This is a genomic window from Chryseobacterium flavum, from assembly GCF_003385595.1.
Taxonomy (GTDB): Bacteria; Bacteroidota; Bacteroidia; order Flavobacteriales; family Weeksellaceae; genus Chryseobacterium; species Chryseobacterium flavum.
This window is the reverse complement of sequence record NZ_QNUE01000007.1, coordinates 146,967-170,960: the sequence shown is the minus strand read 5'-3', so window position 1 is coordinate 170,960 and position 23,994 is coordinate 146,967. Positions and strand designations below refer to the sequence as shown.

Below are 23,994 nucleotides of genomic sequence, written 5' to 3'. Positions count from 1 at the left end.
AAGACATCAGATTTCAGAAATATTATAATAATCGGGTCTGAAATCTGATGTCTGATTTTTATTTCCCGAACAGCTGTCCTAAAATAATCCCTGCAGCCATGGATACATTCAGGCTTTCTGTAGACCGGGATTTTCCAAATCTTGGAATACTGATACTCTTCTGAAGAAGCTTTTCAGTTTCCGGACGCATACCATTTCCTTCATTTCCCAGGATCAGATTTATCTTTTCAGGCCTTTGAAAAGTATAAATACTCTCTCCTTCCATATCCGTTCCGATATTTATATTCTTTGTTTCAGAAAGATATTCAATAAGATTTGTATACACCGTATTCACTCTGATAAAAGATCCCATCGTAGCCTGAATAACTTTCGGATTATAAAAATCCACGGTATCCTCACTGCAAATGATCTGTTCAATGCCAAACCAGTCTGCCAGCCGGATAATGGTTCCTAAATTTCCGGGATCCTGAATACCATCCAGAACAAGCTGGATATCCTTATCTCCCGCTTTTTCTTCCGGAACAAGATAACATACTGCAACCGAATCCTTTGGATTTTTAAGAAAGCTGATTTTTTTTAACTCATTTTCAGAGATATGAGTAACTGGGATATCTGTACGGCCCAATTTTTGTGGATCCGTTGAATATATTTCTTTAATTTTAATATCAGAATTAAAAAGTTCACAAATGATTTTATTACCTTCAACCAAAAACAAATTGTATTTTTGTCTGAACTTCTTTTTATCTAAAGACTGTAAAATTTTTATTGTATGAGCTGTAAGCATTATAAGAATTCTCCTCAAAAATATTATAAAATTATCTCATTTGCAACATTTGTTGGTCTCCTTTATGCTTGTAGTACGACAAAAAAGGTTCCGGATGGCGAATACCTTCTGACCAGAAACAGCTTTGAGTTTGGGGATAAGAAGGAATTCTTTGATGAAGAACTGAAAGATTACGTTCAGCAGAAACCTAACAAAAAACAGCTTCTTTTCATGCCTCTTACATTGGCTTTTTATAATATGGCCGATCCTAAATATGATACTATACTTAATGAATATATGACCTATCCCCGTGAGATGAGAAATCAAAAGCTCAGGGATTCATTGTTCATTAAATATAATATGAAAAGCAGTATAGGAAAAAGCCTGTTCCTGGACCGTGTGTTACATAGTTGGGGTACACCCCCTGTAATCCTGGATCAGTCAAGGAGTGAAAAAAGTGCTGAATCTATCAAAAAAAGGCTTATTTACAGAGGTTTCTGGGATGCAGATGTGACATTTAAACACAAGTTGGATTCCGCATCTAAAAAAGCAGCTGTTAATTATTTCATTAAACATAATGACCCCACGTATATTAAAGAGTATTATTATAATATTCCGGATCAGGGAATAAAGAATATTTATGCCCACCAACGGGATAAAACATTGGTTCGTGCAGGCCAGGTTCTCGATCAGACGGTTCTTGAAAAAGAGGTAACCCGTATCACGGATCTTATGAAAGATTTTGGATATTATAAATTCAACAGTTCCAATGATGAAGTTTACTTTGTGGCAGATTCGCTGAAAAGTAAAAAGCAGGTCCCGCTGACCCTGGAAATTCACAAAGATTCTTTAGACCGTCCTTATAAAGTGGCTACTTTTGGAAATATAGACATAGCCATTGTAGATGAACCCAGTGATTATCCTAAAAATACGGTTAAGGACAGTTTAAGAAGGGTAAGATTCCATAAAGTAAATGATAATTATAAAACTTCATCTTTATGGAGAGCGGTGATAGTAGACAGTAAAAAGATGTATGATCAGAAAAAGCTGGATGTTACCAAAAGAAACTTTCTGGCCATGAATAACTTCAGTATTATAAAAGCCAGAGACTCTCTGAGACAAGGTGGAATCTCCTCTCCTAATGACAGCATTGTTGATGTATTATATGTATTAAAGCCCCTTCCCAAATATGATCTTAAAGTGGGAACGGATATCAATTATTCACAGGTATTGAATCTAGGAATCTCTCCTTCTATAGATCTTACTACCCGAAACGTATTCAGAGGGGCGGAAAACCTTTCTACAAGTGTTTCCGGTACGTTTGGGTCCATAAGAAGTACACAAAATATTGATAAAAGAACAACAGCTTATGAAATTTCAGCCCAGGCTTCCCTGAATTTCCCGCGGCTGCTGCTGCCATTTAATTATTATAAATTCCTGCCTAAGCGCTATACCCCTACATCATCAATTCTGCTGGGAGCTTCAGTTCAGAATAACATAGGCCTTGGAAGAACAAACTTTAACACAGGGTTAAATTACCAGGCCAATATCAATGATCAGGTATACCATAAGCTTACTTTATTTAACACCCAGGTCAGTTTAACTAAAAATAAAGATGCTTATTACGATTATTTCCCGAATGATAACAAAATCCGAGAAGATATCTTTAATAATTATTTTGCCTTCAATCCGGAAACTGCACAAACCGGACAAGATTTCCGTGATGGATTACTGAGTATTGATGATGTTTCTAAAAAAATTATTGAAAATTCTGATTATCGGAATTCCCTCAACCAGCAGGGAAATGACCTTTTAACAGCATTCAGGGGGACACTGGTGAATAAGGACAGACAGACACAGGATGTTCTTATATCTTCCATGATCTATAATTTCGTTTATAATGAGATTGGTAAAAAGGATTATCCTAATGCATTTTATTTCAATGGTAAAGTAGAACTGGCCGGAAATATTTTAAGCATATTCAATAAAAAAGATAATGATGGCGGACTGGTTTCTTCGCCGCAAAAAACCATTTTTGGAATTCCTTATGCCCAATTTGTGAAGTTTGACATTGATGCCCGGAAGTATTTTAAATTCAATGGAAACCAGACTTTGGTGCTTCGTCAGTTCATTGGTGTCGGAATACCATATGGCAACTCTGAAGATATGCCTATCATTAAATCTTACTTTAATGGTGGATCCAATGACATCAGGGCATGGGTAGCATTCGGAGGGTTGGGTCCCGCAGATTCCCAGGTGGATGAAAGAGTGCGTACCTATATGACCGATAATGTAAAGCTTACTACGAACATTGAATACAGGATTCCATTCAACAGTATGTATGAAGGAGCTTTATTTACAGATATCGGTAATACCTGGAGCCTCCGAAATTATAATGACGGCTATGCGGATGAATTTAAGTTTAATAAATTTTTAGGACAGGTTGGTATTGGTAGCGGATTCGGATTAAGAATAAATATTGCATATATCACCGCCAGAATAGATCTTGCTTATAAGATTTATGATCCTAACAAACCCGAAGGAGACCGATGGAGGTTCAAAAACTTCCAGCCTTTCAAACCTACTCTTAATATCGCGTTCGGATATCCTTTCTAATCTGGAGAAACGCCTAAGATAAAGTAAACTACAGCAATGACACGGGCGAGGATTTCCCTCGCCTGATTTCTGTAGAAGCTTTCCGGTTTGGTGACATCCTGTGCATCAAAGCCCAATGCATTCATATCATTGTTTCTTGCAAAAAACAAAGCCCGCAGATTATGAAAACCTTGTGACACAATGATTACATTCTTCTTTTTATATACATCTTTACAACGGAGTATACTTTTATAGGTATTAAAACCTTTAGGATCTTCCACAATAATATCTTCAGGAACCCCTTCCTGATAGACCAGATAATTTTTCATCGCAGCCGGCTCATTATACCCTTTGCTTTTTTCACCACTTACTATGATCTTTTTAATCTTTCCATGATGATAGAGAAGCGCCGCAGCATCCATTCTTTTAGTAAAATAAGGATTGGAAAGCCCTGATCGCATTTTAGGAGATGTTCCCAATACCAATGCAATTTCCCGGGGCGGAATTTTGGATATTTTGGTATAGGTACGCCCATTGGTAAGTCCGAAAACCCAGACATTACAAAAGCATATCAAAAGAATTCCCAATTCTATCGATATAATTCCTAACCCAAATATGTTTTTAAATATTCTCAACTAAGATCAAAGTTAAGATTTATTTTTTTACTTTTTGCAATCGACATACAGGCCAATATATGCCCCTGCGCCTCTTCTTTTTCAGTTAAATATTCATTTTCAAGCAGTTCTACTTCCCCTTCTACCAAGGAACATTCACAACTTCCGCAGATTCCTGACTTACAGGAATAGGGAACAGGAAATTTCTGACTTAAAAGCTGTTGAAGCACTTTATCTTTATTATCAGGAAGTATTGTTGTATAGTTTTTACCCAATATGGTAAACTCAACTTCTATATTTTCAATGAGTGGAAATTCCTTTTCTACAGGATAAATATCATCATTATATTCTTCAAAAAGTTCAAAATGGATATTTTTTTTAGGAATACCATGATGATAACAGGCATTCGCAAGAGTTTTAATCATTTCTCCTTTGCCACAGATCAACACTTCGTCAACAGCATCCCAGATTGTAGATTCTTCGTCAGTATCGTCCAGATGCAGAATCTGATTAATAATCAGATGCAATTTTTTCTCATCCAGTCTGCCATAGAAAAACTGGTCAGCTGTTTTCTCCTGAGAAAAAAAGTAAAAAATCTGTAATCTGTCTCCGCACATTCTGGCAAGATTATCTAACTGATCCCTGTAGATCAGCTCTTCAGAACTTTTGTTACCAAAAAATAAGAATAGCCTTGTTCTTGGTTCATTATGGAGAATATTTTTAAAATGACTTAATATCGGGGTAATTCCAATACCTGCTGCAAAAGCAACAATAGTCCTGAATTCACTCGGTTTAGATACTAATGTAAACCTTCCGGCAGGTTCACTTACAAGGAGTTTATCGCCTACATTATAATTGTGAAACAATTGAGAAGTATCTCCTTCAGAAGAGTTTATCTTTATTCCCAAACATATTTTTCCCTCATACGGAGCTGAAGTCATTGAATAATCATGAATTACTTCAAGACCATGAGCCATAAATTTAACGCTTACAAACTGTCCCGCTTCAAACTTGAAATATTCCTTCAGATTCTCAGGAATTTCAAACTCCAGAGAAAAAGTATTTTTGGTCAGTTCTTCCTTTTTCGCTACTTTTAACCAATGAAACTGTACGAGTTTCCCTTTATAGATTTGTTGTTCCATACTGCAATTCAAAAATAGATAAAAAATAGTTTATGAAGAAGATAATTTTATCCACGCTTGTTCTTACTGCTCTTTTCAGCTGTAAAAAAGAAAGCCAGAAAACAGATGATACTGTGGAAACAGATTCGCTTTCAGTAACTCAAAATGCAAATGCTGAAGTAGCCGCATATACTCCCAGAGAAATTTCTCCGGAAAATGTAGGACAATATTTAGCTAAAAACAATGACACCTTATATGTCACTAATTTCTTTGCAACCTGGTGCGGACCATGTATGAGAGAAATTCCGAGTTTTAAAAACAAAATGCAGGAGCTAAAAGGAAAACCCGTAAAATTCACTTTTGTGAATCTGGATGATAAATCAGACTGGGATGGTGCAGTGAAAAATTTTGTCACAGAAAATAATCTGAACGGACATGTCATTTTACTTGACGGACAGAAACTGGATCAAAACTTCTTTTCCAACAATTTTAAACAATGGGACGGAGGTTCTATTCCTTTTACCTATATGAGACAAGGTAACAAAACTGATGAATACCTTGGAATGATGACAGAAGAAGTACTGAATTCAAAAATTGATTCCTTTTTAAAATAAAACATACAGAAATTCTTTCTGAATAATGTCAAAAAGATTTAAAATCCTGTGTTTATTACTGGTAGCTGCAATTATTTTAGCTGCAATTCTCAATCTGAATACAGGTTTTTTAAGTTTAAGTTTCCAGGATTTTTTCCAGGTAACTTCTCAAAGTCAAATTGCAGAAATCCGGGTGAACCGCGTTTTGATAATGCTTCTTGCCGGAATTTCAATCCCTACGTCGGGCTTCCTGATGCAGGAATATTTTCAAAATCCTTTAGCCGGCCCTGATATCTTGGGGATCACTTCAATAGCGAGCCTGTCCGTTGCATTTTATATTTTCTTCTCGCATGATATTCTGCTTCCGGAATTTCTTCAGAACAGTTTTATCAGCTTAGCTGCTATTGGTGGAAGCTTAGCTTTAATGTTTATTTTATTATCAATCTCCAATAAATTTCAGGATAAATCCTATCTTATAATTTTTGGATTCTTAATATCAGCTTTTGCAGGTGCTATTGTTTCTTTACTTCAGTTTTATGCCGAGAACCAAAGTCTTAAAAACTACATTCTATGGTCTTTTGGCGCCAATAATATGGTAAGCAGAAACCAGGTGTATGTCTTATTTATTCTGATTATAACCGGTTTATTCCTTTGCTTTAAAACAATAAAACCATTAATTGGGAATTCTCTGGGTACTTCCTACGCACAGAGCCTGGGTGTTAATCTGAAACACCTGAAATTACTGGTTATTGCAGCCTCTTCCCTGCTATCAGCTTCTATTACGGCATTTTTAGGTCCTATTTTGTTTATAGGAATTATTGTTCCTCACTTTTGCAGGCTGATCTACAATCCGTCTAAACTATGGCAGCAATGGATATTAAACATGTTCCTGGGAATGCTTATTATGCTGCTCTTCTCAGTCATTGCAGAAAAAACCCAGATCCCATTGAATGTAATAAGCTCTGTTTTTGGAATACCTGTAATCCTTATGATGCTTTTGAAGCAGAGTAAAGTTTAATTTTTTTTGCCGGAACTGTACAAGAATCTGATCAAAATCAATTCGTGCATCTTAAAAACCGTATTTTTGTAAAAAACATTTTGCGCTTCTATATTTAATAATCTAAATATGCACCTACAAATTAAACGGGCAGATATTGGCCACAATACGACATTAATTTCCAATGCCAATGCAGATCTGAAGCTGGGTGATGTCTGCCTGTTGATCGGAAATAACGGAGTAGGAAAAACAACCTTAATAAAATCTGTTCTTCATCAGATTCCTTTGTTGGCCGGAGAAATTTTAATCAATAATAAAAATGTAAAAAACCTTTCCGTTCAGGAAATTGCAAAGCAGATTGCCATTGTTTTTTCAAAATCAGTAATTCCACAACATTATACAGTTGAAGATCTTATCTCATTAGGAAAATATATTTATTATCCATTTTATTTTGAACTAAAAGAAGAAGACCGCAAAGAAGTTTCCCATATTATTGATGAGCTGCAGCTTACCCAATACAAGCATACCCTTCTTAAAAACCTTTCAGATGGTAATCTTCAAAAAGCATTTATAGGACGTGCTATAACGCAGAATTCTCCTGTTATTATTCTGGATGAACCAACAACCCATCTGGATGAGAAAAACAAAGTTATTATCCTGAAGACCCTCAGAAAACTAGCAAAAGAACAAGGAAGGCTCATTTTATTCTCTTCTCATGACTGGAGATTGGCTAAAGAGTTTGCCGATAAAATCTGGTATGTAAAAGATACACAGCTTTATTCCGGAATTGTTGAAGACGTTCTTGTTCAGCATAAAGAACTTACCAATGCTTCCTTATTTCAAATCAGTGAAAACTTTATTGCTCCGGGTATTTCTGCACCTCCGGTTTATAAAGAAATGCTATATTCCCTGCTTCAGAAAAACTTCCGGAAAGACCTTTCTTCATTACATTTTGAATTTCAGAACAGTTTTTGGGTAATTAGCAAGGATTCCCTGAAGCACAAATGTGAATCATTCGAAGAAATACTCAATTTCCTTTCAAACTCTCATTAATACAGCTTTTTTATTAGATATTTAACATACTATGCATGCATAGTATTATGCAACTCATACAATTTAATTTGTTTATTATCAGATTATTAACAAAATTTAACGTTAGTAAATATTATGCATGCATAATATTTACTAAATTTGGGTAAAACCATTAGCGCAATAATGATGGATAATAACAAGGAAAAAATAGAAAACGTAGATTTGATTTTAAAACAGACCTGGCTGGCTGTTTCAAAAATGTACACAGAGTTAGCTCAAGAGCATGATTCTACAGCTGTACAAGCACTTACCCTTCTTAAAATCGATCCCAAAGAAGGAACACGGAGTACCAACCTGGGCCCTAAAATGGCCATAGAGCCCACTTCTTTAACCCGAATCATTAAGCTTCTGGAAGATAATGGATATATCTATAAGGAAAAAACCACCACTGATAAAAGAGAGGTGATCATTAAACTTACTGACAAAGGATTAAATTCCAGAAATCTTTCAAAAGAAGTAGTCGTCAATTTCAATAAAAAGGTAATGGAAAAAATTGCCCCTGAAAAAATGGATACTTTTAAAGAAGTGATGTCGGAAATTATGAAAATAGCCAACGAACTTTTAAACAACAGAAAATAAATTAAATAAAACCATATGGCTCCATATGACCATATTAATAATAAAAATTTACATATGAAAAGAAGAATCAAACATGTAACGGTTCTTGGTTCAGGAATTATGGGAAGCGGTATCGCAGCTCACTTCGCCAATATCGGAGTTGAAGTGTCTCTTTTAGATATTGTTCCTTTTGAACTGACTGAAGCTGAGCAGAAAAAAGGTTTGACCAAAGATGACAAAGTAGTAAGAAACAGAATTGCTGCTGAAAACTTTGAAAAACTTAAGAAAGCAAGTCCTGCACTTCTTTATTCTCCAAAGTTTGCAGACAGAATCAAAATAGGAAACTTCGATGATGATTTACCAAAAATAAAAAATACAGACTGGATTATCGAAGTCGTGGTAGAAAGGCTTGATATCAAAAAATCAGTATATGAGAAAATTGAGCAGTTCAGAAAACCAGGGACATTAATTTCTTCAAATACTTCCGGAATTCCGATCCATTTGCTGACAGAAGGAAGAAGTGATGATTTTAAAAAGTACTTCGCAGGAACGCACTTCTTCAATCCTGTAAGATATCTTCCTCTTTTAGAGATCATCCCAACCAATGATACAGATCCGGAGATTATTGATTTCTATATGAATTATGGAGCAAAATTCCTGGGTAAAACAACCGTTTTAGCAAAAGATACTCCTGCATTCATTGCCAACAGAATCGGTGTATTTTCTATGATGGATCTTCTTCACAATGTACAGAAACTGGGACTGACTGTTTCTGATGTGGATAAACTGACAGGTCCTGTAATAGGACGTCCGAAATCCGCAACATTCAGGACTGCTGATGTCGTAGGTCTTGATACTTTAGTAATGGTGGCCAACGGAGTTCGTCAGAGCGGTGCCGAAGCCAACGATTTCAACGATGTTTTTGCCCTTCCCGATTATATCCAGAAAATGATGGATAACAAATGGCTGGGTTCAAAAACAGAACAAGGTTTCTATAAAAAGGTGAAAAACGCAGATGGAAAGTCTGAAATTCACGGACTAAACCTTGATACTTTAGAATATGAACTTCAGGGAAAATCATCATTCCCTACTCTGGAATTAACAAAATCTATTGATAAGCCTATTGACAGATTTAAAGTATTGATCGGTGGTAAGGATAAGGCTGGTGAACTATACAGAAAATCTTTGGGAGCACTATTCGCTTACGTTTCCCATAAAGTTCCGGAAATTTCTGACGAAGTTTATAAAATTGATGATGCCATGAGAGCCGGCTTCGGATGGGAAAACGGACCGTTTGAAATCTGGGATGCTGTAGGTGTTACAAAAGGTATAGAGCTGGCAAAAGATGCAGGATACGAAGTTTCAGACTGGGTAAAAGCTTTAGGAGAAAAAGGAGAAACCTTCTATAAAGTAAATGATGAAGGCCAAAGCATTTTCTATGATAAAAATTCAGGAAATTATAACAATATTCCGGGGCAGGATGCTTTCATTATCTTGGACAATATCAGAAAGAATAAAACACTTTGGAGTAATTCGGGAGCTGCTATTGAAGACCTTGGAGATGGAATTATCAATTTTGAAATCCGTTCAAAAATGAACTCTCTTGGAGGAGAGGTTCTTGATGGATTAAACAGAGCTATTGATCTTGCAGAAAAAGAATATGACGGACTGGTAGTCGGAAATCAGGGGGCCAACTTCTCTGTAGGAGCTAATCTTGCCATGATCCTGATGATGGCCATTGAGCAGGATTGGGATGATCTGAATATGGCCATTGCCTATTTCCAGAAATCAATGATGAGGGTTCGTTACTCCTCTATTCCTGTGGTAGTTGCTCCTCACGGAATGACTTTAGGTGGGGGCTGCGAAATGACAATGCATGCCGACAGAGTGGTTGCTGCAGCAGAAACATATATCGGGTTGGTAGAAACCGGAGTTGGGGTAATCCCTGGCGGTGGTGGTACCAAAGAACTTACCTTAAGAACTTCCAGGGAGTTCCATAATGATGATGTTAAAAACAACAGACTTCGCGATGCTTTCATGAATATTGCCATGGGTAAAGTAGCTACTTCTGCTTATGAAGCTTACGATATGGGAATTCTTGAAAAAGGTAAAGATATTGTTTCGGTAAGCAAAAACAGACAGATTGCTGAAGCCAAAAAAGTAGCAAAATTACTTGCAGAACAAGGATATACCCAACCTATTGAACAAAAAGTAAAAGTACTGGGAAAAGATGCTCTGGGAATGTTCTATGTGGGAACCGACCAAATGCTTACCGGAAATTATATTTCGGAACATGATAAAAAAATTGCAGATAAGCTGGCCAACGTAATGGTAGGCGGAAACCTGTCTGAACCAACTGTAGTTACTGAACAATATCTATTAAATCTTGAAAGAGAAACATTCTTATCCCTTTGTGGAGAAAGAAAAACCTTAGAACGAATTCAGTACATGCTGCAAAACGGAAAACCATTGAGAAACTAATTTTTCTGTAAAATGTAAAAAGTATTAATGTATCCGCAATGCACAATTTCATAGACTGGAAAGTTGGGAACAAAGCTGAAACAAAGAACTTAATACTCAGACATTTTAAATATAAATACATTTTACGTAAATACTTTAATACAAAAAAATGAAAACAGCATACATAGTAAAAGGATTCAGAACTGCAGTAGGAAAAGCGCCAAAAGGATCTCTGCGTTTTACACGTCCGGATGTGATGGCAGCTACTGTTATTGAAAAATTAATGGCTGAGCTACCACAATTAGATAAAAACAGAATTGATGACCTTATTGTAGGGAATGCGATGCCGGAAGCTGAGCAAGGGCTGAATGTAGCCCGCCTTATCTCATTAATGGGATTAAATACTGATAAAGTTCCGGGAGTAACCGTAAACAGATATTGTGCTTCAGGAAGTGAAGCCATTGCTATTGCTTCCGCTAAAATTCAGGCAGGAATGGCAGACTGTATTATCGCAGGAGGTACAGAATCAATGTCCTATATCCCGATGGGAGGTTATAAGCCGGTTCCTGAAACAGATATTGCAAAAACCAACCCTGATTATTATTGGGGAATGGGTTATACTGCTGAAGAAGTGGCCAAACAATATAACATTACAAGAGAAGAACAGGATCAATTTGCTTTTGAATCTCATATGAAAGCTTTAAAAGCAAATCAGGAAGGAAGATTTGCCAATCAGATTGTTCCAATTCCTGTTGAATATAATTTCCTTGATGAAAATCAGAAATTACAAACCAAAAAGTTTGATTTCTCTGTAGATGAAGGACCAAGAGCTGACACATCCCTTCAAGGCCTGGCTAAATTAAGACCTGTTTTTGCCAATGGAGGAAGTGTAACTGCAGGTAACTCGTCCCAAATGAGCGACGGAGCGGCTTTTGTAATGGTCATGAGTGAGGAAATGGTAAAAGAACTCGGACTTCAGCCGGAAGCAAGATTAGTAGCTTATGCTGCAGCGGGACTTGAACCAAGAATCATGGGTATGGGCCCAATTTATGCCATTCCAAAAGCTTTAAAGCAAGCTGGTCTTGAATTAAAAGATATTGAGCTGATCGAACTTAATGAAGCATTCGCTTCTCAATCAGTTGCTATTAAAAAAGAGTTAGGCCTAAATCCTGAGATCTTGAATGTAAACGGAGGAGCAATTGCGTTAGGCCATCCACTGGGCTGTACCGGAACGAAACTGACCGTTCAGCTTTTAGATGAGATGAGAAAACGCGGCAATAAATACGGTATGGTCTCTATGTGTGTAGGAACCGGCCAGGGAGCGGCTTCTATTTTTGAACTTCTATAAAATGTACTTATGTATTTATGTAAAATGTATTCATGAAGTTTTAAATAGGATCATACATTTACATGAATACGTTACTACAAAATTACTAATCGTTATAAAAACAAAATAATATATGGCTACATTAAAAGGCGGGGAATTCCTGATCAAACAAATTCCTGCAAATGAAATTTTCAGTCTTGAAGAACTGAACGAAGAGCAAAAAATGCTTCGTGATTCTGCAAAAGAATTTATTGACAGAGAAGTAGTTCCTCAAAAAGAGCGTTTTGAAAAGAAAGATTATGCATTCACTGAAGAAACCATGCGTAAACTTGGTGAAATGGGAATGCTGGGAATAGCTGTACCTGAAGAATATGGAGGACTTGGAATGGGCTTTGTAACAACAATGCTTGCTTGTGACTATCTTTCAGGAACCACGGGGTCACTGGCTACAGCTTATGGGGCACACACCGGTATCGGTACCCTTCCTATTGTTTTATACGGAACTGAAGAGCAGAAGAAAAAATACCTTCCGGACCTTGCAACCGGAACAAAGTTCGGGGCTTATTGCCTAACTGAGCCTGATGCAGGTTCTGATGCGAACTCCGGAAAAACAAGAGCCAAACTTTCCGAAGACGGAAAACACTATATTATCAATGGCCAGAAAATGTGGATCTCCAATGCAGGATTTGCAGATACATTCACATTATTTGCCAAGATTGACGATGATAAGAACATTACCGGTTTTGTCATTAACCGTTCAGAGCTTGAAAACCCTGAAAGCCTGACTTTCGGTGAAGAAGAGCACAAGCTGGGAATCCGCGCTTCTTCTACCCGCCAGGTATTCTTCAATGATATGAAGATTCCTGTAGAGAACCTTTTAGGTGAAAGAAACAATGGTTTCAAAATCGCTTTAAATGCGCTGAATGTAGGACGTATCAAACTGGCAGCAGCCTGCCTGGATGCACAAAGAAGAATTTTGAACCACTCTATCCAGTACGCTAACGAAAGAAAGCAATTTGGCGTTTCAATCTCTACTTTCGGAGCGATCAGAAAGAAAATTGCTGAAATGGCAACCGGAGTATTCGTTAGTGAAGCGGGTTCTTACAGAGCAGCAAAAAATATTCAGGACAAAATTGACGAACTGGTAGCCGGAGGAATGGATCACCAGGCCGCTGAGCTGAAAGGAGTTGAAGAATTTGCTGTGGAATGTTCAATTCTTAAAGTCTTCGTTTCTGACCTTGCCCAAAATACGGCTGATGAAGGAATTCAGGTTTACGGAGGTATGGGATTCTCTGAAGATACTCCTATGGAAGCAGCATGGAGAGACTCAAGAATTTCAAGAATCTATGAAGGAACAAATGAGATCAACAGGTTATTAGCTGTAGGAATGCTTATTAAGAGAGCAATGAAGGGAGAATTAGACCTTTTATCTCCGGCAATGGCCATCAGTAAAGAATTGATGGGAATTCCTTCATTTGAAGTTCCTGACTATTCTGAATTTATGAGTGAGGAAAAAGCAATTATCGCTAACCTTAAGAAAGTTTTCCTGATGGTTTCCGGAGCTGCCCTTCAGAAATATATGATGGATATTGAAAAACAACAGCATTTATTATTGAACGCTTCTGAAATCCTTAACCAAATCTACATGGCGGAATCTGCAGTTTTAAGGGCCGAAAAACATTTCTCGCCTGACTCTGTGGAAGCTGCAATGGCACAGCTGAACCTTTATAAAGCTGTTGAAAAAATCATTACAGCAGCTAAGGAGGGAATTATTTCTTTTGCTGAAGGAGATGAGCAGAGAATGATGCTTTCAGGATTAAGAAGATTTACAAAATATACCAATAATCCGAATGTAGTGGCTTTAACTGAAAAAGTAGCAGCCCACTATATTGAAAAAGGAGCTTATTAGTCTTTATAACATATATTTGATTCACAGGCGCCTCATTTTGAGGCGCTTTTTTTATTTTTCATTTTTTTTTATTAATTTTATTTAAAATAAAAACACATGAAAACTTTATTAATTCCCACTTTCTTTTTCAGGAACAATTGCCGTTTGGTAGGATAAAAGTTTTTATGGACTTTAAAAACCTTATTAATATCAAGAAACAAAGGGCTTTGCCTACATGATTCAAAATAAACAATTCTAAAAACTATTACCATGGGAAAATTCATTATTTCAAAGAGAACAAACGGTGACTATCAGTTTAACCTCAAAGCAGGAAATGGTCAGGTAATTCTGACCAGTCAGGGATACAGCACCAAACCTTCGTGTGAAAATGGAATCGGATCTGTAAAAACCAATTCTCAGGACGATTCAAAATTTGAAAGAAATAAGGCTAAAAATGACAGGTGTTACTTTAACCTTAAAGCAGGCAATGGACAGATTATTGGGACAAGCCAGATGTATGAATCCGAAAACGGAATGGAAAATGGCATAGAGTCAGTAAAACATAACGCTCCAAATGCTTCTGTAGAGGATGAAACAGTTTTATAAAAACATCTGAAATAATCTCTATAAAAATGTCTTATTTTTTTAAGGCATTTTTTATTTTTGTAGTCTATTTTTCAAGAAAAATGACAAAAGAAGAATTATTAAATAGAGCCATAAAAATAGCTGATAAAGCACATAAAGGTCAAACCGATAAATATCATGCCCCATATATAGCTCATGTTATGCGTGTTATGGAATATGGTAAGACCCTCGATGAGAAAATTGTAGGTGTATTACATGATGTAGTGGAAGATCATCCTCAGGAATTTAGCCTGGATTATCTGAGAACAGAAGGCTTTCCGGAGTATATTATTTTTGCAGTCAGCTGCCTTACCAAATTTGATCCCGAAGAAGATTATGATGAATTCATCAAAAGAACAGAAAGATCTCCCCTGGCTGTAGCAGTAAAACTGAATGATCTCCGGGATAATATGGATCTCAGAAGGGTAAACAGAGAACTTACCCCTAAGGATATTAAAAGATTTAATAAATATTTAAAAGCTTATCGGTACCTGATCGAAAAATATTAATAAAAAACACATGACTAATAATCTGCCCAAAATTTCATTAGCTTATCAATCTAAGCTGACCTCTGCTATTGTATCTGTTTCAGTTTTTTTTCTGATTTATCTGATGCTCATTGCCGCTTCTCTTCTGATGATTTTTCTATTAGGATACGGAGCTGTAAAGCTTTTAACTATTTCTGTTAATTATTTTACAATATTTGGAGCTGCAGGGCTATTTAGTATCGGAGTTTTTGTTTTTATATTTCTTGTTAAATTCATTTTTAAGAAATCACATTACAGCACCCGTCATCTGATTGAAGTAAACAGATCCAACCAGCCGGAACTTTTTGCTATCATTGACGAAATTGTAGCTGAAACAAAAGTACAAGCTCCTAAGAAGGTTTTTCTGTCACCGGATGTAAATGCCAGTGTAAGCTATAATTCCATCTTTTGGAGCATGCTCCTCCCTGTAAAAAAGAACCTTACCATTGGTGTAGGGCTTATAAACTCAACAAGTGTAGGAGAGTTAAGAAGTATTCTGGCCCATGAATTCGGGCATTTTTCTCAAAAAAGTATGAAAATCGGCGGGTATGTTAATCAGGCAGAAAGAATAATTTTTGAGACTGTTTACAATAATAAGGATTATGAAAACTTCATTTTAGAATTTTCAGGGGGAAATGCTGTTTTCAAAATTTTCGGTCTCATATCCATAAGCTTCATCAATGCATTTCAGTCCGTTCTTAAAAGCATTTCCAGCTTTCTTTTTAAAAACCATGCCTCCCTGCAAAGAGAAATGGAATACCATGCTGATGCCATTTCAACATTTATTACCAACCCCGAAGAGCAGGCTTCTTCTTTATTAAGACTGGAATTAAGTGACGCAGCATTTAATTATTCCTTTCACTTTTATACTGAAAGCCAGCAAAAATACCTTCCGAAAAACCTCTACCAAAATCAGCTATCCTTAATGAAAATCTTAAGCGAAAGAAATAATCATCCTTATATCAACGGACTTCCAAAAATAGAGGCGGAAGACCTTACCCGCTATAACAAATCCCGGATAGAAATTGAAGACCAGTGGACTTCCCATCCCGATATTTTAAAAAGGATAGAAAGAATAAAAACAAATGCAACCAGAAATTCTGCTGCAGACCACAGATATGCACAAGAAATCATCAGGGGGTTTGATAATATCTGCGAAACCATGACGTCAAAATTCCTCACTTTGCACAGTGTAAAAAATGTAGGTGAAGTGATAGATAATGAAACTTTTGTACAGCTTTACCTTGATAATAATACTTACAAAGCCTTTAGTTCAGATTTTAACGGATACTACGAAAGACACAATCCTGTTGTAGAGGACATTGAATCTTCAGCCTCAGAGATTACATCTTCTTCTTTTGAAGATCTTTTCAGCGATAGAAAGGTTTCCCTGGTGTATGAAAAATCTGGAATAGAAAATGACCTGCAGACCCTGCAATATCTTATTTCCTATCCGAAGGAAGTGAAGACCTTCAGATTTGATGGTACTTTATACAAAACAAAAGATGCCAAAAGTCTTATTCCTCAACTGGAAAATGAACTGAAAAGGGTAAAGGAAGAACTTCAGGAAAATGATAAAGCTGTTTTCCGGCATTACTATAACATTGCCAATCAAGATCAGAAAAAGGATTTATTTAATAAGTATAAAAAGTTTGCCGTAATAGATCAGGAATTTGATGATTTTCAAAGAAGCCTCAATGACTTTACCGTTCATCTGCAGTTTATGGCAACTACTCTGCCCTTTGATGAAATCCGTAAACACAGAGCTCAGTTATTAAAAGCTGAAAAACCTTTTAAGCAAAAAATAAGAGAGCTCCTTGAAAAATCAGCTTATGTGGAAGCATTAAACCATGAAGACAAAACCCTTTTTCAGGAATTTACAGATTCTGAATATATTTACTTCAATAAAGACAAATATCTTGAGCATGAAGTACAAGCAATATTCTTACTTATTGAAAAATATCAGGCCTTACTCAATGATCATTATCTGAATTCCAAGCTGGATCTTCTCAACTTTCAGTCGGATCTGCATAAGAATTAGTCCGCCCCAGGGAAATCATATGTTTTTGTCGGGTGGTCTGTACCGTCTATATTTATATTTAAAGCTAAATAAATGAAATGCAGATTTTTATTGCCTTTAGCTTCAAATTCACGCTGCCACAGATATCCGGTCAGAATACCGAAATAATCATCGATCTGATAGCCGAACCCGCCATATACCCTGTTTCTGGCGAAAGTAGGCTTCATTGGGCTTACCAAAAATATTTCATCATAAGCATTTGCAAATACAGTTCCTTTTTTAATGGTTTTAGCATTTAAAGGGACACTTACATTCAAACGGTAACGATAGCGCATTCTTTGAGAGGTTTCATCAGTTTTAGGTTCATAAAACCAGCTTTTTTCTGCACGGAAACGGTTTTCAAATTTTACAATACCCTTTTTGAAATCAATCACATCCTGAATCCATACCCTGAATTCTTCTCTGCTTAAACTATGGTTTTTATAATTAACATATCTGCCCAGTCCGATAAACGGCTTATGATTCTTGGTAAGATAATATCCCACACCTCCTTTTATTTCGTAATAATCAGGATAGGTATAATCTTCATTACCCCTTAGCTGGCCTTCACCATAAATAAAAAATTTGGGATGAAATTTATAAGTCAGCGTTACAGCATTAAAGCTTGAAAGATGCTCCTGTGCTTTAAAAAAAGTAAAACCTAAAAGTAAACCCAGACCTAATAAACGCTTCATAAAAAATTTTTGCAAATGTATATCTTTTAACAATTTGTTAATATTAACTTTACTTAATATTAAGTTAACACCTATTTAATGTTAATCATATAAGAAATCCCAATATGAAACCACCTTTGAGGCATTTCTACCTCGAATGCTTCGGTATAATTTGTATTGGTTATATTATTGATCAGAATATAGACTGAAAAGTCTTTTTGATTAAAGGTCAGTTTTTCATCCACAAGATTATAACTTCCCTGGTTTACCCTTTCATTATACCGGTAAACGAGCTCATTGGTGAAACTTTTAAGGAATTTAGTTTCTAATCTGGAAATAAACTGATGCTTCAGATTGTCCAGAATATATCGTGAAACAAATTCATTATTCTCTTTAATTTTACTATCCAGATAAGTATATCCCACAGAGTATTTCAACCAGTTATTTACTTTATGATTAAATTCCGCTTCAATTCCTTTGATCTTAATTTCTCCTACATTCTGAGCATACCAAACCTGATCATTGATATTTTTTTTAACCCAATCAATTGAATTGTCAGAATTTCTCATAAATCCACTTATTTTTGCAAGAATTCTGGTATTCTGATATTGATACCCTATTTCTGATGAAACTGCATTTTCGGGAAGCAGATCAGGATTTCCCTTTTCAGTTTCGCTGTTATAATATAACTCTGTAAATGTCGGCACCCTATGTACTTTTGCAATGTTTCCATAAATCTTGTTATTGGGATTAAAGTTATATCCCACATCAAGTCCCGGATAGAAAAAATTACCCTCTTTAGAATAGTTAGCCCATGAAATTCCCGGACTAATATTTAATTTCCTGTCAAGCAATGAAAAATGATGTTCAAAAAAGATTTGTGAAACAAACCGGTTTCTTTCACCCAAGTTACTGCTGGCTAAAAACTCCTTTCTGAGTTCCACGCCAACTCCGGTTGTTCCCAATCCCCATTGATAGCTGGAATTCACCTCTCCACCTACATTATTTCCTATGTGCATATTCCTGTAAAAGGAAGGGTTTTGTCTTTTAAAAAGGTACATATCCTGGCCTCTTCTCCAATATACATTGGAATTGAGTTTCAGCTTCCCGAAAGTCTGCTGATGGGCAAGGCTGACAACAGAAGCCTGAGTTTCTTCATACTGCTCCGTAGCACTCTTGGAAGCATAAAATCCGTTTGCACCGAATTTTTTTTCGGAAAAACCTGCCTGGAGCTTTAGATCTCCGTTTTTGATGCCTAATCTGGCCTGGTAAAATACATTTCTGATTTCATAATCTGTATTGTACATATATCCCTGAGAAGAAGCAGAGTTGGCCTGAAGTGAATTTGAGAATTTTTCATTTCCAAGCTGGGCATTGAAACCTAATCCATAAGTTTCATAATCACCAGCATCAGCACTTATCTTAACACGTTTTCCGTAATTAACTTTAGTGATGATGTTAATCACTCCCGCATAAGCATTTTGCCCAAAACGTCTTGCTGCAGGACCTTTAATAATTTCTATTCTTTCTACATCATCCAGATCTACAGGAATATTCATGTTATTATGTCCGGTTTGTGAATCATTCATCCTGATCCCATTCAGCAACAGCAATACCTGTTCAAAAGAACTTCCCCGGAAACCGATATCACTTTGAACCCCGTTAGCCCCTCTCCTTCTGATATCCATTCCCGATACCTGCTGAAGAATCTCATCAATACTTCTGGACGGAGAATGAGCAATATCTTCCTTTGTAATTACGCTGATATTCTGGTTGGCACTTTTATAGGATGTAGAAATAAATTTTCCCTGAAATTCAATACTTTCTATATCTGTCGTCTTTTCCTGTGCATGAATCCAAAGCAGAGCTCCCAGAAAAAAAATACTTCCTGTCTTTTTGATCATAATCGTATCCGTAGTTTTCTTTAATAACAGAATCCAAAAGTAAGGGAGTTCACCTATACAGACAAATGATACTTGTCATAAAAAAGACACAGCATGGAAATGCTGTATCTTTTCTAAGGGAGTAGTTTTATCTTTTTCTCATTAAATGTGTAACTAGATCTCTGAATAATTTTCTCATGATTCTATTACATATTTACAAGTACAATTTTAATTAATTTTAAAACATAAAACAATAGTTAAATAAAAAAACATAACATAAATCATAAAATTGATCTGAATACAATTAAATTTTAACTAAAAAAATAGGAAGTCAGCAAAATTTACTTGAATCCTTATATTTTTCCACTCCTATTCACATATTATCAATCAGCACTTTATGATCATTTATTAATTTTTGGGAAACAGTTAAGCATATGATTTTCACTAAAAATTCGTAATTTTGTGGGTCTTGATTTTTCAGATAGAAAATTCCTTTTCAACTGTATTTTTGACATTGTATATGAAGTGGTATACTGTCATATTTAGCAGGAATTGTGGATGAATTTAAAATTCAATTGATGACACGCCTGGAATATTCCGTGGCAAAACACCATTAAACTGACAGATTTAAAATAGTTACTGTTCAGTCACTTTATGAATAAAAAAATATGGCTAACACTATAGATATTGATATAAAAAAACAGATTTACGTTAAGAATGCTCATCTTAACAATCTGAAACATATAGATGTTCTGATTCCTAAAAACAAGCTTATTGTGATTACAGGAGTTTCAGGAAGTGGTAAATCATCACTGGCTTTTGATACAATTTACGCAGAAGGCCAGAGAAGATATGTAGAAAGCTTAAGTTCTTATGCCCGGCAGTTTTTAGGGAAGTTAGAAAAACCTAAAGTAGATGATATTAAAGGACTTGCTCCTTCCATTGCTATCCAGCAAAAGGTCATTTCTTCCAATCCGCGTTCCACCGTTGGTACTTCTACTGAGATTTATGATTACATGAAACTTTTATTTGCAAGGATAGGCAAGACGTTTTCTCCTGTTTCCGGTGAAGAAGTAAAAAAAGATTCGGTTTCAGATGTTGTGGATTTCATTACATCCTCAAAAAAAGATGCATCATTTTTATTGACCGCTCCTTTGGAATATGATACCAACAATTTCAAAGAAACATTAAAGGTTTTAAAGCTCGCCGGTTTTACCAGACTCGAGATCAACGGAAACGTTGCCGGAATTGAAGACCTTGAAAGTTTTGGGTTTGTTCCGGAAAAAGGAATGATCATTAACCTGGTCATTGACCGTTTTTCTTATGAAGAAGATGAAAGCTTTCTGCAACGTCTTGCAGATTCCATTCAGATGGCTTTTTATGAAGGACGTGGATACTGTTCCTTAAAAAATACGGATACCGGAAAAGTAAAAGAATTCTCCAATAAATTTGAACTGGATGGTATGGAATTCCTTGAACCCAATGTTCATTTTTTCAGTTTCAACAATCCTTACGGAGCTTGCCCGGCCTGTGAAGGATATGGAAAAGTAATAGGCATTGATGAGGACCTTGTTGTTCCCAATAAAACATTATCTGTTTATGAAGATGCCATAGTTTGCTGGAGAGGTGAGACCATGAGTGAATGGAAAAAAGACTTTATTAAAAAGGCCGGAGACTTTCCTATACATAAGCCCTATCATCAGTTAACCAAGGAACAGAAAAACTTTCTATGGAAAGGTGATGGAAAAAGCAATTTCCCTTGTATCAATAACTTCTTCAAAATGCTTGAAGAAAACCTTTATAAAATCCAGTATCGTGTAATGCTTTCCCGGTACAGAGGGAAAACCCTTTGTCCGACCTGTGAAGGGTTAAGACTCCGTGAAGAAACCAGCTGGGTGAAAGTAGACGGACATAATATTCAATCTATGATTGAACTTCCACTGGATGAACTGGCTCCCTTAATTAATGGATTAAAATTATCCGAGCATGATCAGGAAGTAGCTAAAAGACTATTGTATGAAATCACTACCCGTCTCGAATTCCTGCTCAAAGTTGGTCTTGGATATCTGACACTGAACAGAACTTCCAATACCCTTTCCGGAGGAGAAAGCCAACGGATTAACCTGGCAACAAGTCTGGGAAGTTCACTGGTAGGATCTATTTACATTCTGGACGAACCTTCGATTGGTCTTCATTCCAAGGATACGGAAAATCTGATTGAGGTACTTAAAAACCTTCGTGATCTGGGAAATACTGTGATTGTTGTTGAACATGATGAAGATGTCATGAAAGCAGCTGATTATATTATTGATATTGGTCCGGAAGCAGGATATCTTGGAGGAGAACTGGTATTTGCAGGTGACTATAAAGATCTGAAAAATGCTGATACTCTTACATCCAGATACCTGACCGGAAGACTTGAAATAGAAATCCCCACTAAACGCAGAAAAGCTAAGGAATGGATCCATATTAAAGGAGCAAGGCAGAATAACCTAAAAAATATTGATGTGGATGTCCCTTTAGAAAGTCTGGTCGTGATATCCGGTGTTTCAGGAAGCGGAAAATCTACCTTAATGAAAGAAATTCTGACCAATGATATTCAGATCCAGTTGGGAATGGGAGGAAAAAAAGGCGATTACGATTCAGTGGAATTCCCTAAAAAGCTGATCAAAAATATTGAATTGATTGACCAGAACCCGATCGGAAAATCTTCCCGCTCAAATCCTGTAACCTACCTGAAAGCATATGACGACATCCGTGATCTTTTTGCGAAGCAGAAAGTAGCTAAAATGATGGGTTATAAGCCTAAACATTTCTCATTCAACGTAGATGGAGGAAGATGTGATGAATGTAAAGGAGAAGGAGTCATCAATGTTTCCATGCAGTTTATGGCTGATATCGAACTGGAATGTGAAGTTTGTAAGGGAACACGTTTCAAAAACGAAATCCTGGAGGTAAAATTTGATGAAAAAAATATTTCTGATATCCTTCATATGACCGTAGATGAAGCATTGGAATTCTTTAAAGATAATAATGAAGAAAAGATTGTAACAAAACTGAAACCCTTACAGGAAGTAGGTTTAGGTTATTTACAGTTGGGGCAAAGCTCTTCTACCCTTTCCGGCGGCGAGGCTCAGCGTGTAAAATTAGCTTCATTCCTTGTAAAGGGAGTGACCACAGATAAAACGCTGTTTATTTTTGATGAGCCATCTACCGGGCTTCATTTCCATGACATTCAGAAATTACTGAAATCCCTTCAGGCATTGATTGATCTGGGGCACTCTGTGATCGTTATTGAGCATCAGCCGGATATTATTAAATGTGCCGATCATATTATTGATATAGGTCCGGAAGCAGGAAAACATGGTGGAGAAGTCGTATTTTCAGGTACTCCTGAAGAACTGGCAAAAAACAAGAAATCCTATACTGCAAAATATATCAAAGAAAAATTAGAAAACTAATACAAACAGAGAGCTTTAGGGCTCTCTGTTTTTTTATCCACAATAGCCGGATACTATTAAACATTATAAAGAAACGGAGCTTTCCTGCAGTATGCAGAGGCTTCAATCTGTGAAATCAGAAATCCGGCAAGATCTGCGGCACTGATATTTTCACCTTTACAGTCGGTAAGACTTACCGCGGTTGTAAAATGTTCTTCTGTAAGAGAGATTAAAGGCAATCTCACCAAAGTCCAGTCCAGATTACTTTCCAGAAGGAGTTCATATTCTTTTTGCTTATCTGCGGTTGTCTCCGGATAATGCTGATACATCCAGCCTGTAGCCATTTTAATCCTTCCATTTTTGCGATCAGATGATGTATTGACACTCAGTCCGGTAGTTACAATATAGCGCTTGATCTTAAAATGATCCATTGCCCGGATTATATTTCTTGCAGCATCAGAAAATATAGACTTCTCTCCTTTAGGTTGCCCTAATGTGCTCATTACAACGTCACAACCCCGGATCAATGAATGGATCGCATTTTTATCTCTAGCATCTCCTTTTACAACCTCAATCAAAGAACTTCGGATTGTAAAATTTTCCGGATGTCTTAATAATAGTTTAATGGAATAACCTTTCTTAAGAAGGTTTTCTACCAGGTATTGTCCGGATTTTCCCGTTCCGCCGATTACGGCAGCTTTATAGTTATTCATGATGATTCTTTTAATATTGGATATAAGGAATCAACAGCCAGCTAAACATTACCAGCCATTGAAATT

At 36.3% G+C, this 23,994-nt stretch carries 18 protein-coding genes; 12 read left to right on the top strand and 6 right to left on the bottom strand.

Translation table 11 applies throughout. The features are described 5' to 3' along the window. Window positions 1-58: 58 nt before the first annotated feature. Window positions 59-784 (bottom strand): TrmH family RNA methyltransferase, encoded by a 726-nt coding sequence (locus tag DRF59_RS10930; protein WP_115959594.1) that lies wholly within the window; start codon window positions 782-784, stop codon window positions 59-61. On the opposite strand from DRF59_RS10930, the gene tamL reads away from it, so the two are divergent. Further along, window positions 770-3,379 carry a translocation and assembly module lipoprotein TamL gene (gene tamL, locus DRF59_RS10925; RefSeq protein ID WP_115959592.1) on the top strand — a complete coding sequence of 870 codons (2,610 nt, stop codon included), beginning with the start codon at window positions 770-772 and terminating at the stop codon, window positions 3,377-3,379. The genes DRF59_RS10930 and tamL overlap by 15 nt on opposite strands. Here tamL and DRF59_RS10920 read toward each other — a convergent pair. Together DRF59_RS10920 and DRF59_RS10915 are read right to left on the bottom strand one after the other, a co-directional pair. Continuing rightward, window positions 3,376-3,993, bottom strand: coding sequence for a SanA/YdcF family protein (locus DRF59_RS10920; RefSeq protein ID WP_115959590.1), 618 nt, complete (start codon window positions 3,991-3,993; stop codon window positions 3,376-3,378). The two genes, tamL and DRF59_RS10920, sit on opposite strands and share 4 nt — an antisense overlap. Next, a complete protein-coding gene (locus tag DRF59_RS10915) occupies window positions 3,990-5,114 on the bottom strand; it encodes a flavin reductase family protein (RefSeq protein ID WP_115959588.1) in 1,125 nt (374 codons plus the stop codon). Before DRF59_RS10915 ends, DRF59_RS10920 begins: the two co-directional genes overlap by 4 nt. A gap of 32 nt (window positions 5,115-5,146) precedes the next feature. Between DRF59_RS10915 and DRF59_RS10910 the strand changes: the two genes are divergently transcribed. The 10 genes from DRF59_RS10910 (at window position 5,147) to DRF59_RS10865 (ending at window position 17,200) form a co-directional block, all read left to right on the top strand. After that, entirely contained in the window at window positions 5,147-5,707 is a 561-nt protein-coding gene (locus DRF59_RS10910; protein WP_115959586.1) for a TlpA family protein disulfide reductase, read from the top strand. A gap of 25 nt (window positions 5,708-5,732) precedes the next feature. Continuing rightward, on the top strand, window positions 5,733-6,704 hold the full coding sequence (locus DRF59_RS10905; protein WP_185144919.1) for an iron ABC transporter permease: 972 nt from the start codon (window positions 5,733-5,735) through the stop codon (window positions 6,702-6,704). A gap of 108 nt (window positions 6,705-6,812) precedes the next feature. Then, entirely contained in the window at window positions 6,813-7,736 is a 924-nt protein-coding gene (locus DRF59_RS10900; protein WP_115959582.1) for an ABC transporter ATP-binding protein, read from the top strand. Between the two features lie 165 nt (window positions 7,737-7,901). Beyond that, entirely contained in the window at window positions 7,902-8,354 is a 453-nt protein-coding gene (locus DRF59_RS10895) for a MarR family winged helix-turn-helix transcriptional regulator (protein WP_115959820.1), read from the top strand. A gap of 54 nt (window positions 8,355-8,408) precedes the next feature. Next, on the top strand, window positions 8,409-10,814 hold the full coding sequence (locus DRF59_RS10890) for a 3-hydroxyacyl-CoA dehydrogenase/enoyl-CoA hydratase family protein (RefSeq protein WP_115959817.1): 2,406 nt from the start codon (window positions 8,409-8,411) through the stop codon (window positions 10,812-10,814). Between the two features lie 148 nt (window positions 10,815-10,962). After that, the gene (locus DRF59_RS10885) at window positions 10,963-12,141 is read left to right on the top strand and encodes an acetyl-CoA C-acyltransferase (protein WP_115959580.1); all 1,179 of its coding nucleotides are present in this window, start codon (window positions 10,963-10,965) and stop codon (window positions 12,139-12,141) included. Between the two features lie 112 nt (window positions 12,142-12,253). Then, window positions 12,254-14,029 (top strand): acyl-CoA dehydrogenase family protein, encoded by a 1,776-nt coding sequence (locus tag DRF59_RS10880; protein WP_115959578.1) that lies wholly within the window; start codon window positions 12,254-12,256, stop codon window positions 14,027-14,029. Between the two features lie 249 nt (window positions 14,030-14,278). After that, entirely contained in the window at window positions 14,279-14,614 is a 336-nt protein-coding gene (locus DRF59_RS10875) for a YegP family protein (protein WP_115959576.1), read from the top strand. Between the two features lie 80 nt (window positions 14,615-14,694). After that, window positions 14,695-15,141, top strand: coding sequence for a phosphohydrolase (locus DRF59_RS10870; protein WP_115959814.1), 447 nt, complete (start codon window positions 14,695-14,697; stop codon window positions 15,139-15,141). A 10-nt stretch (window positions 15,142-15,151) separates the two neighbouring features. Continuing rightward, window positions 15,152-17,200, top strand: coding sequence for a M48 family metallopeptidase (locus tag DRF59_RS10865; protein WP_115959574.1), 2,049 nt, complete (start codon window positions 15,152-15,154; stop codon window positions 17,198-17,200). On the opposite strand, the gene DRF59_RS10860 is transcribed toward DRF59_RS10865, so the two are convergent. Next, window positions 17,197-17,913 carry a DUF2490 domain-containing protein gene (locus DRF59_RS10860; RefSeq protein ID WP_115959572.1) on the bottom strand — a complete coding sequence of 239 codons (717 nt, stop codon included), beginning with the start codon at window positions 17,911-17,913 and terminating at the stop codon, window positions 17,197-17,199. The genes DRF59_RS10865 and DRF59_RS10860 overlap by 4 nt on opposite strands. A 71-nt stretch (window positions 17,914-17,984) precedes the next feature. Continuing rightward, on the bottom strand, window positions 17,985-19,796 hold the full coding sequence (locus tag DRF59_RS10855; RefSeq protein ID WP_115959570.1) for a TonB-dependent receptor plug domain-containing protein: 1,812 nt from the start codon (window positions 19,794-19,796) through the stop codon (window positions 17,985-17,987). 647 nt (window positions 19,797-20,443) lie between these two features. On the opposite strand from DRF59_RS10855, the gene uvrA reads away from it, so the two are divergent. Further along, complete coding sequence (gene uvrA / locus DRF59_RS10850; RefSeq protein WP_115959569.1) at window positions 20,444-23,236, top strand: excinuclease ABC subunit UvrA; 2,793 nt, start codon at window positions 20,444-20,446, stop codon at window positions 23,234-23,236. Between the two features lie 56 nt (window positions 23,237-23,292). Here the strand turns inward: uvrA and DRF59_RS10845 are convergent, their stop codons facing one another. Continuing rightward, window positions 23,293-23,928, bottom strand: coding sequence for an NAD(P)-dependent oxidoreductase (locus DRF59_RS10845; protein ID WP_115959567.1), 636 nt, complete (start codon window positions 23,926-23,928; stop codon window positions 23,293-23,295). Window positions 23,929-23,994 lie beyond the last annotated feature (66 nt).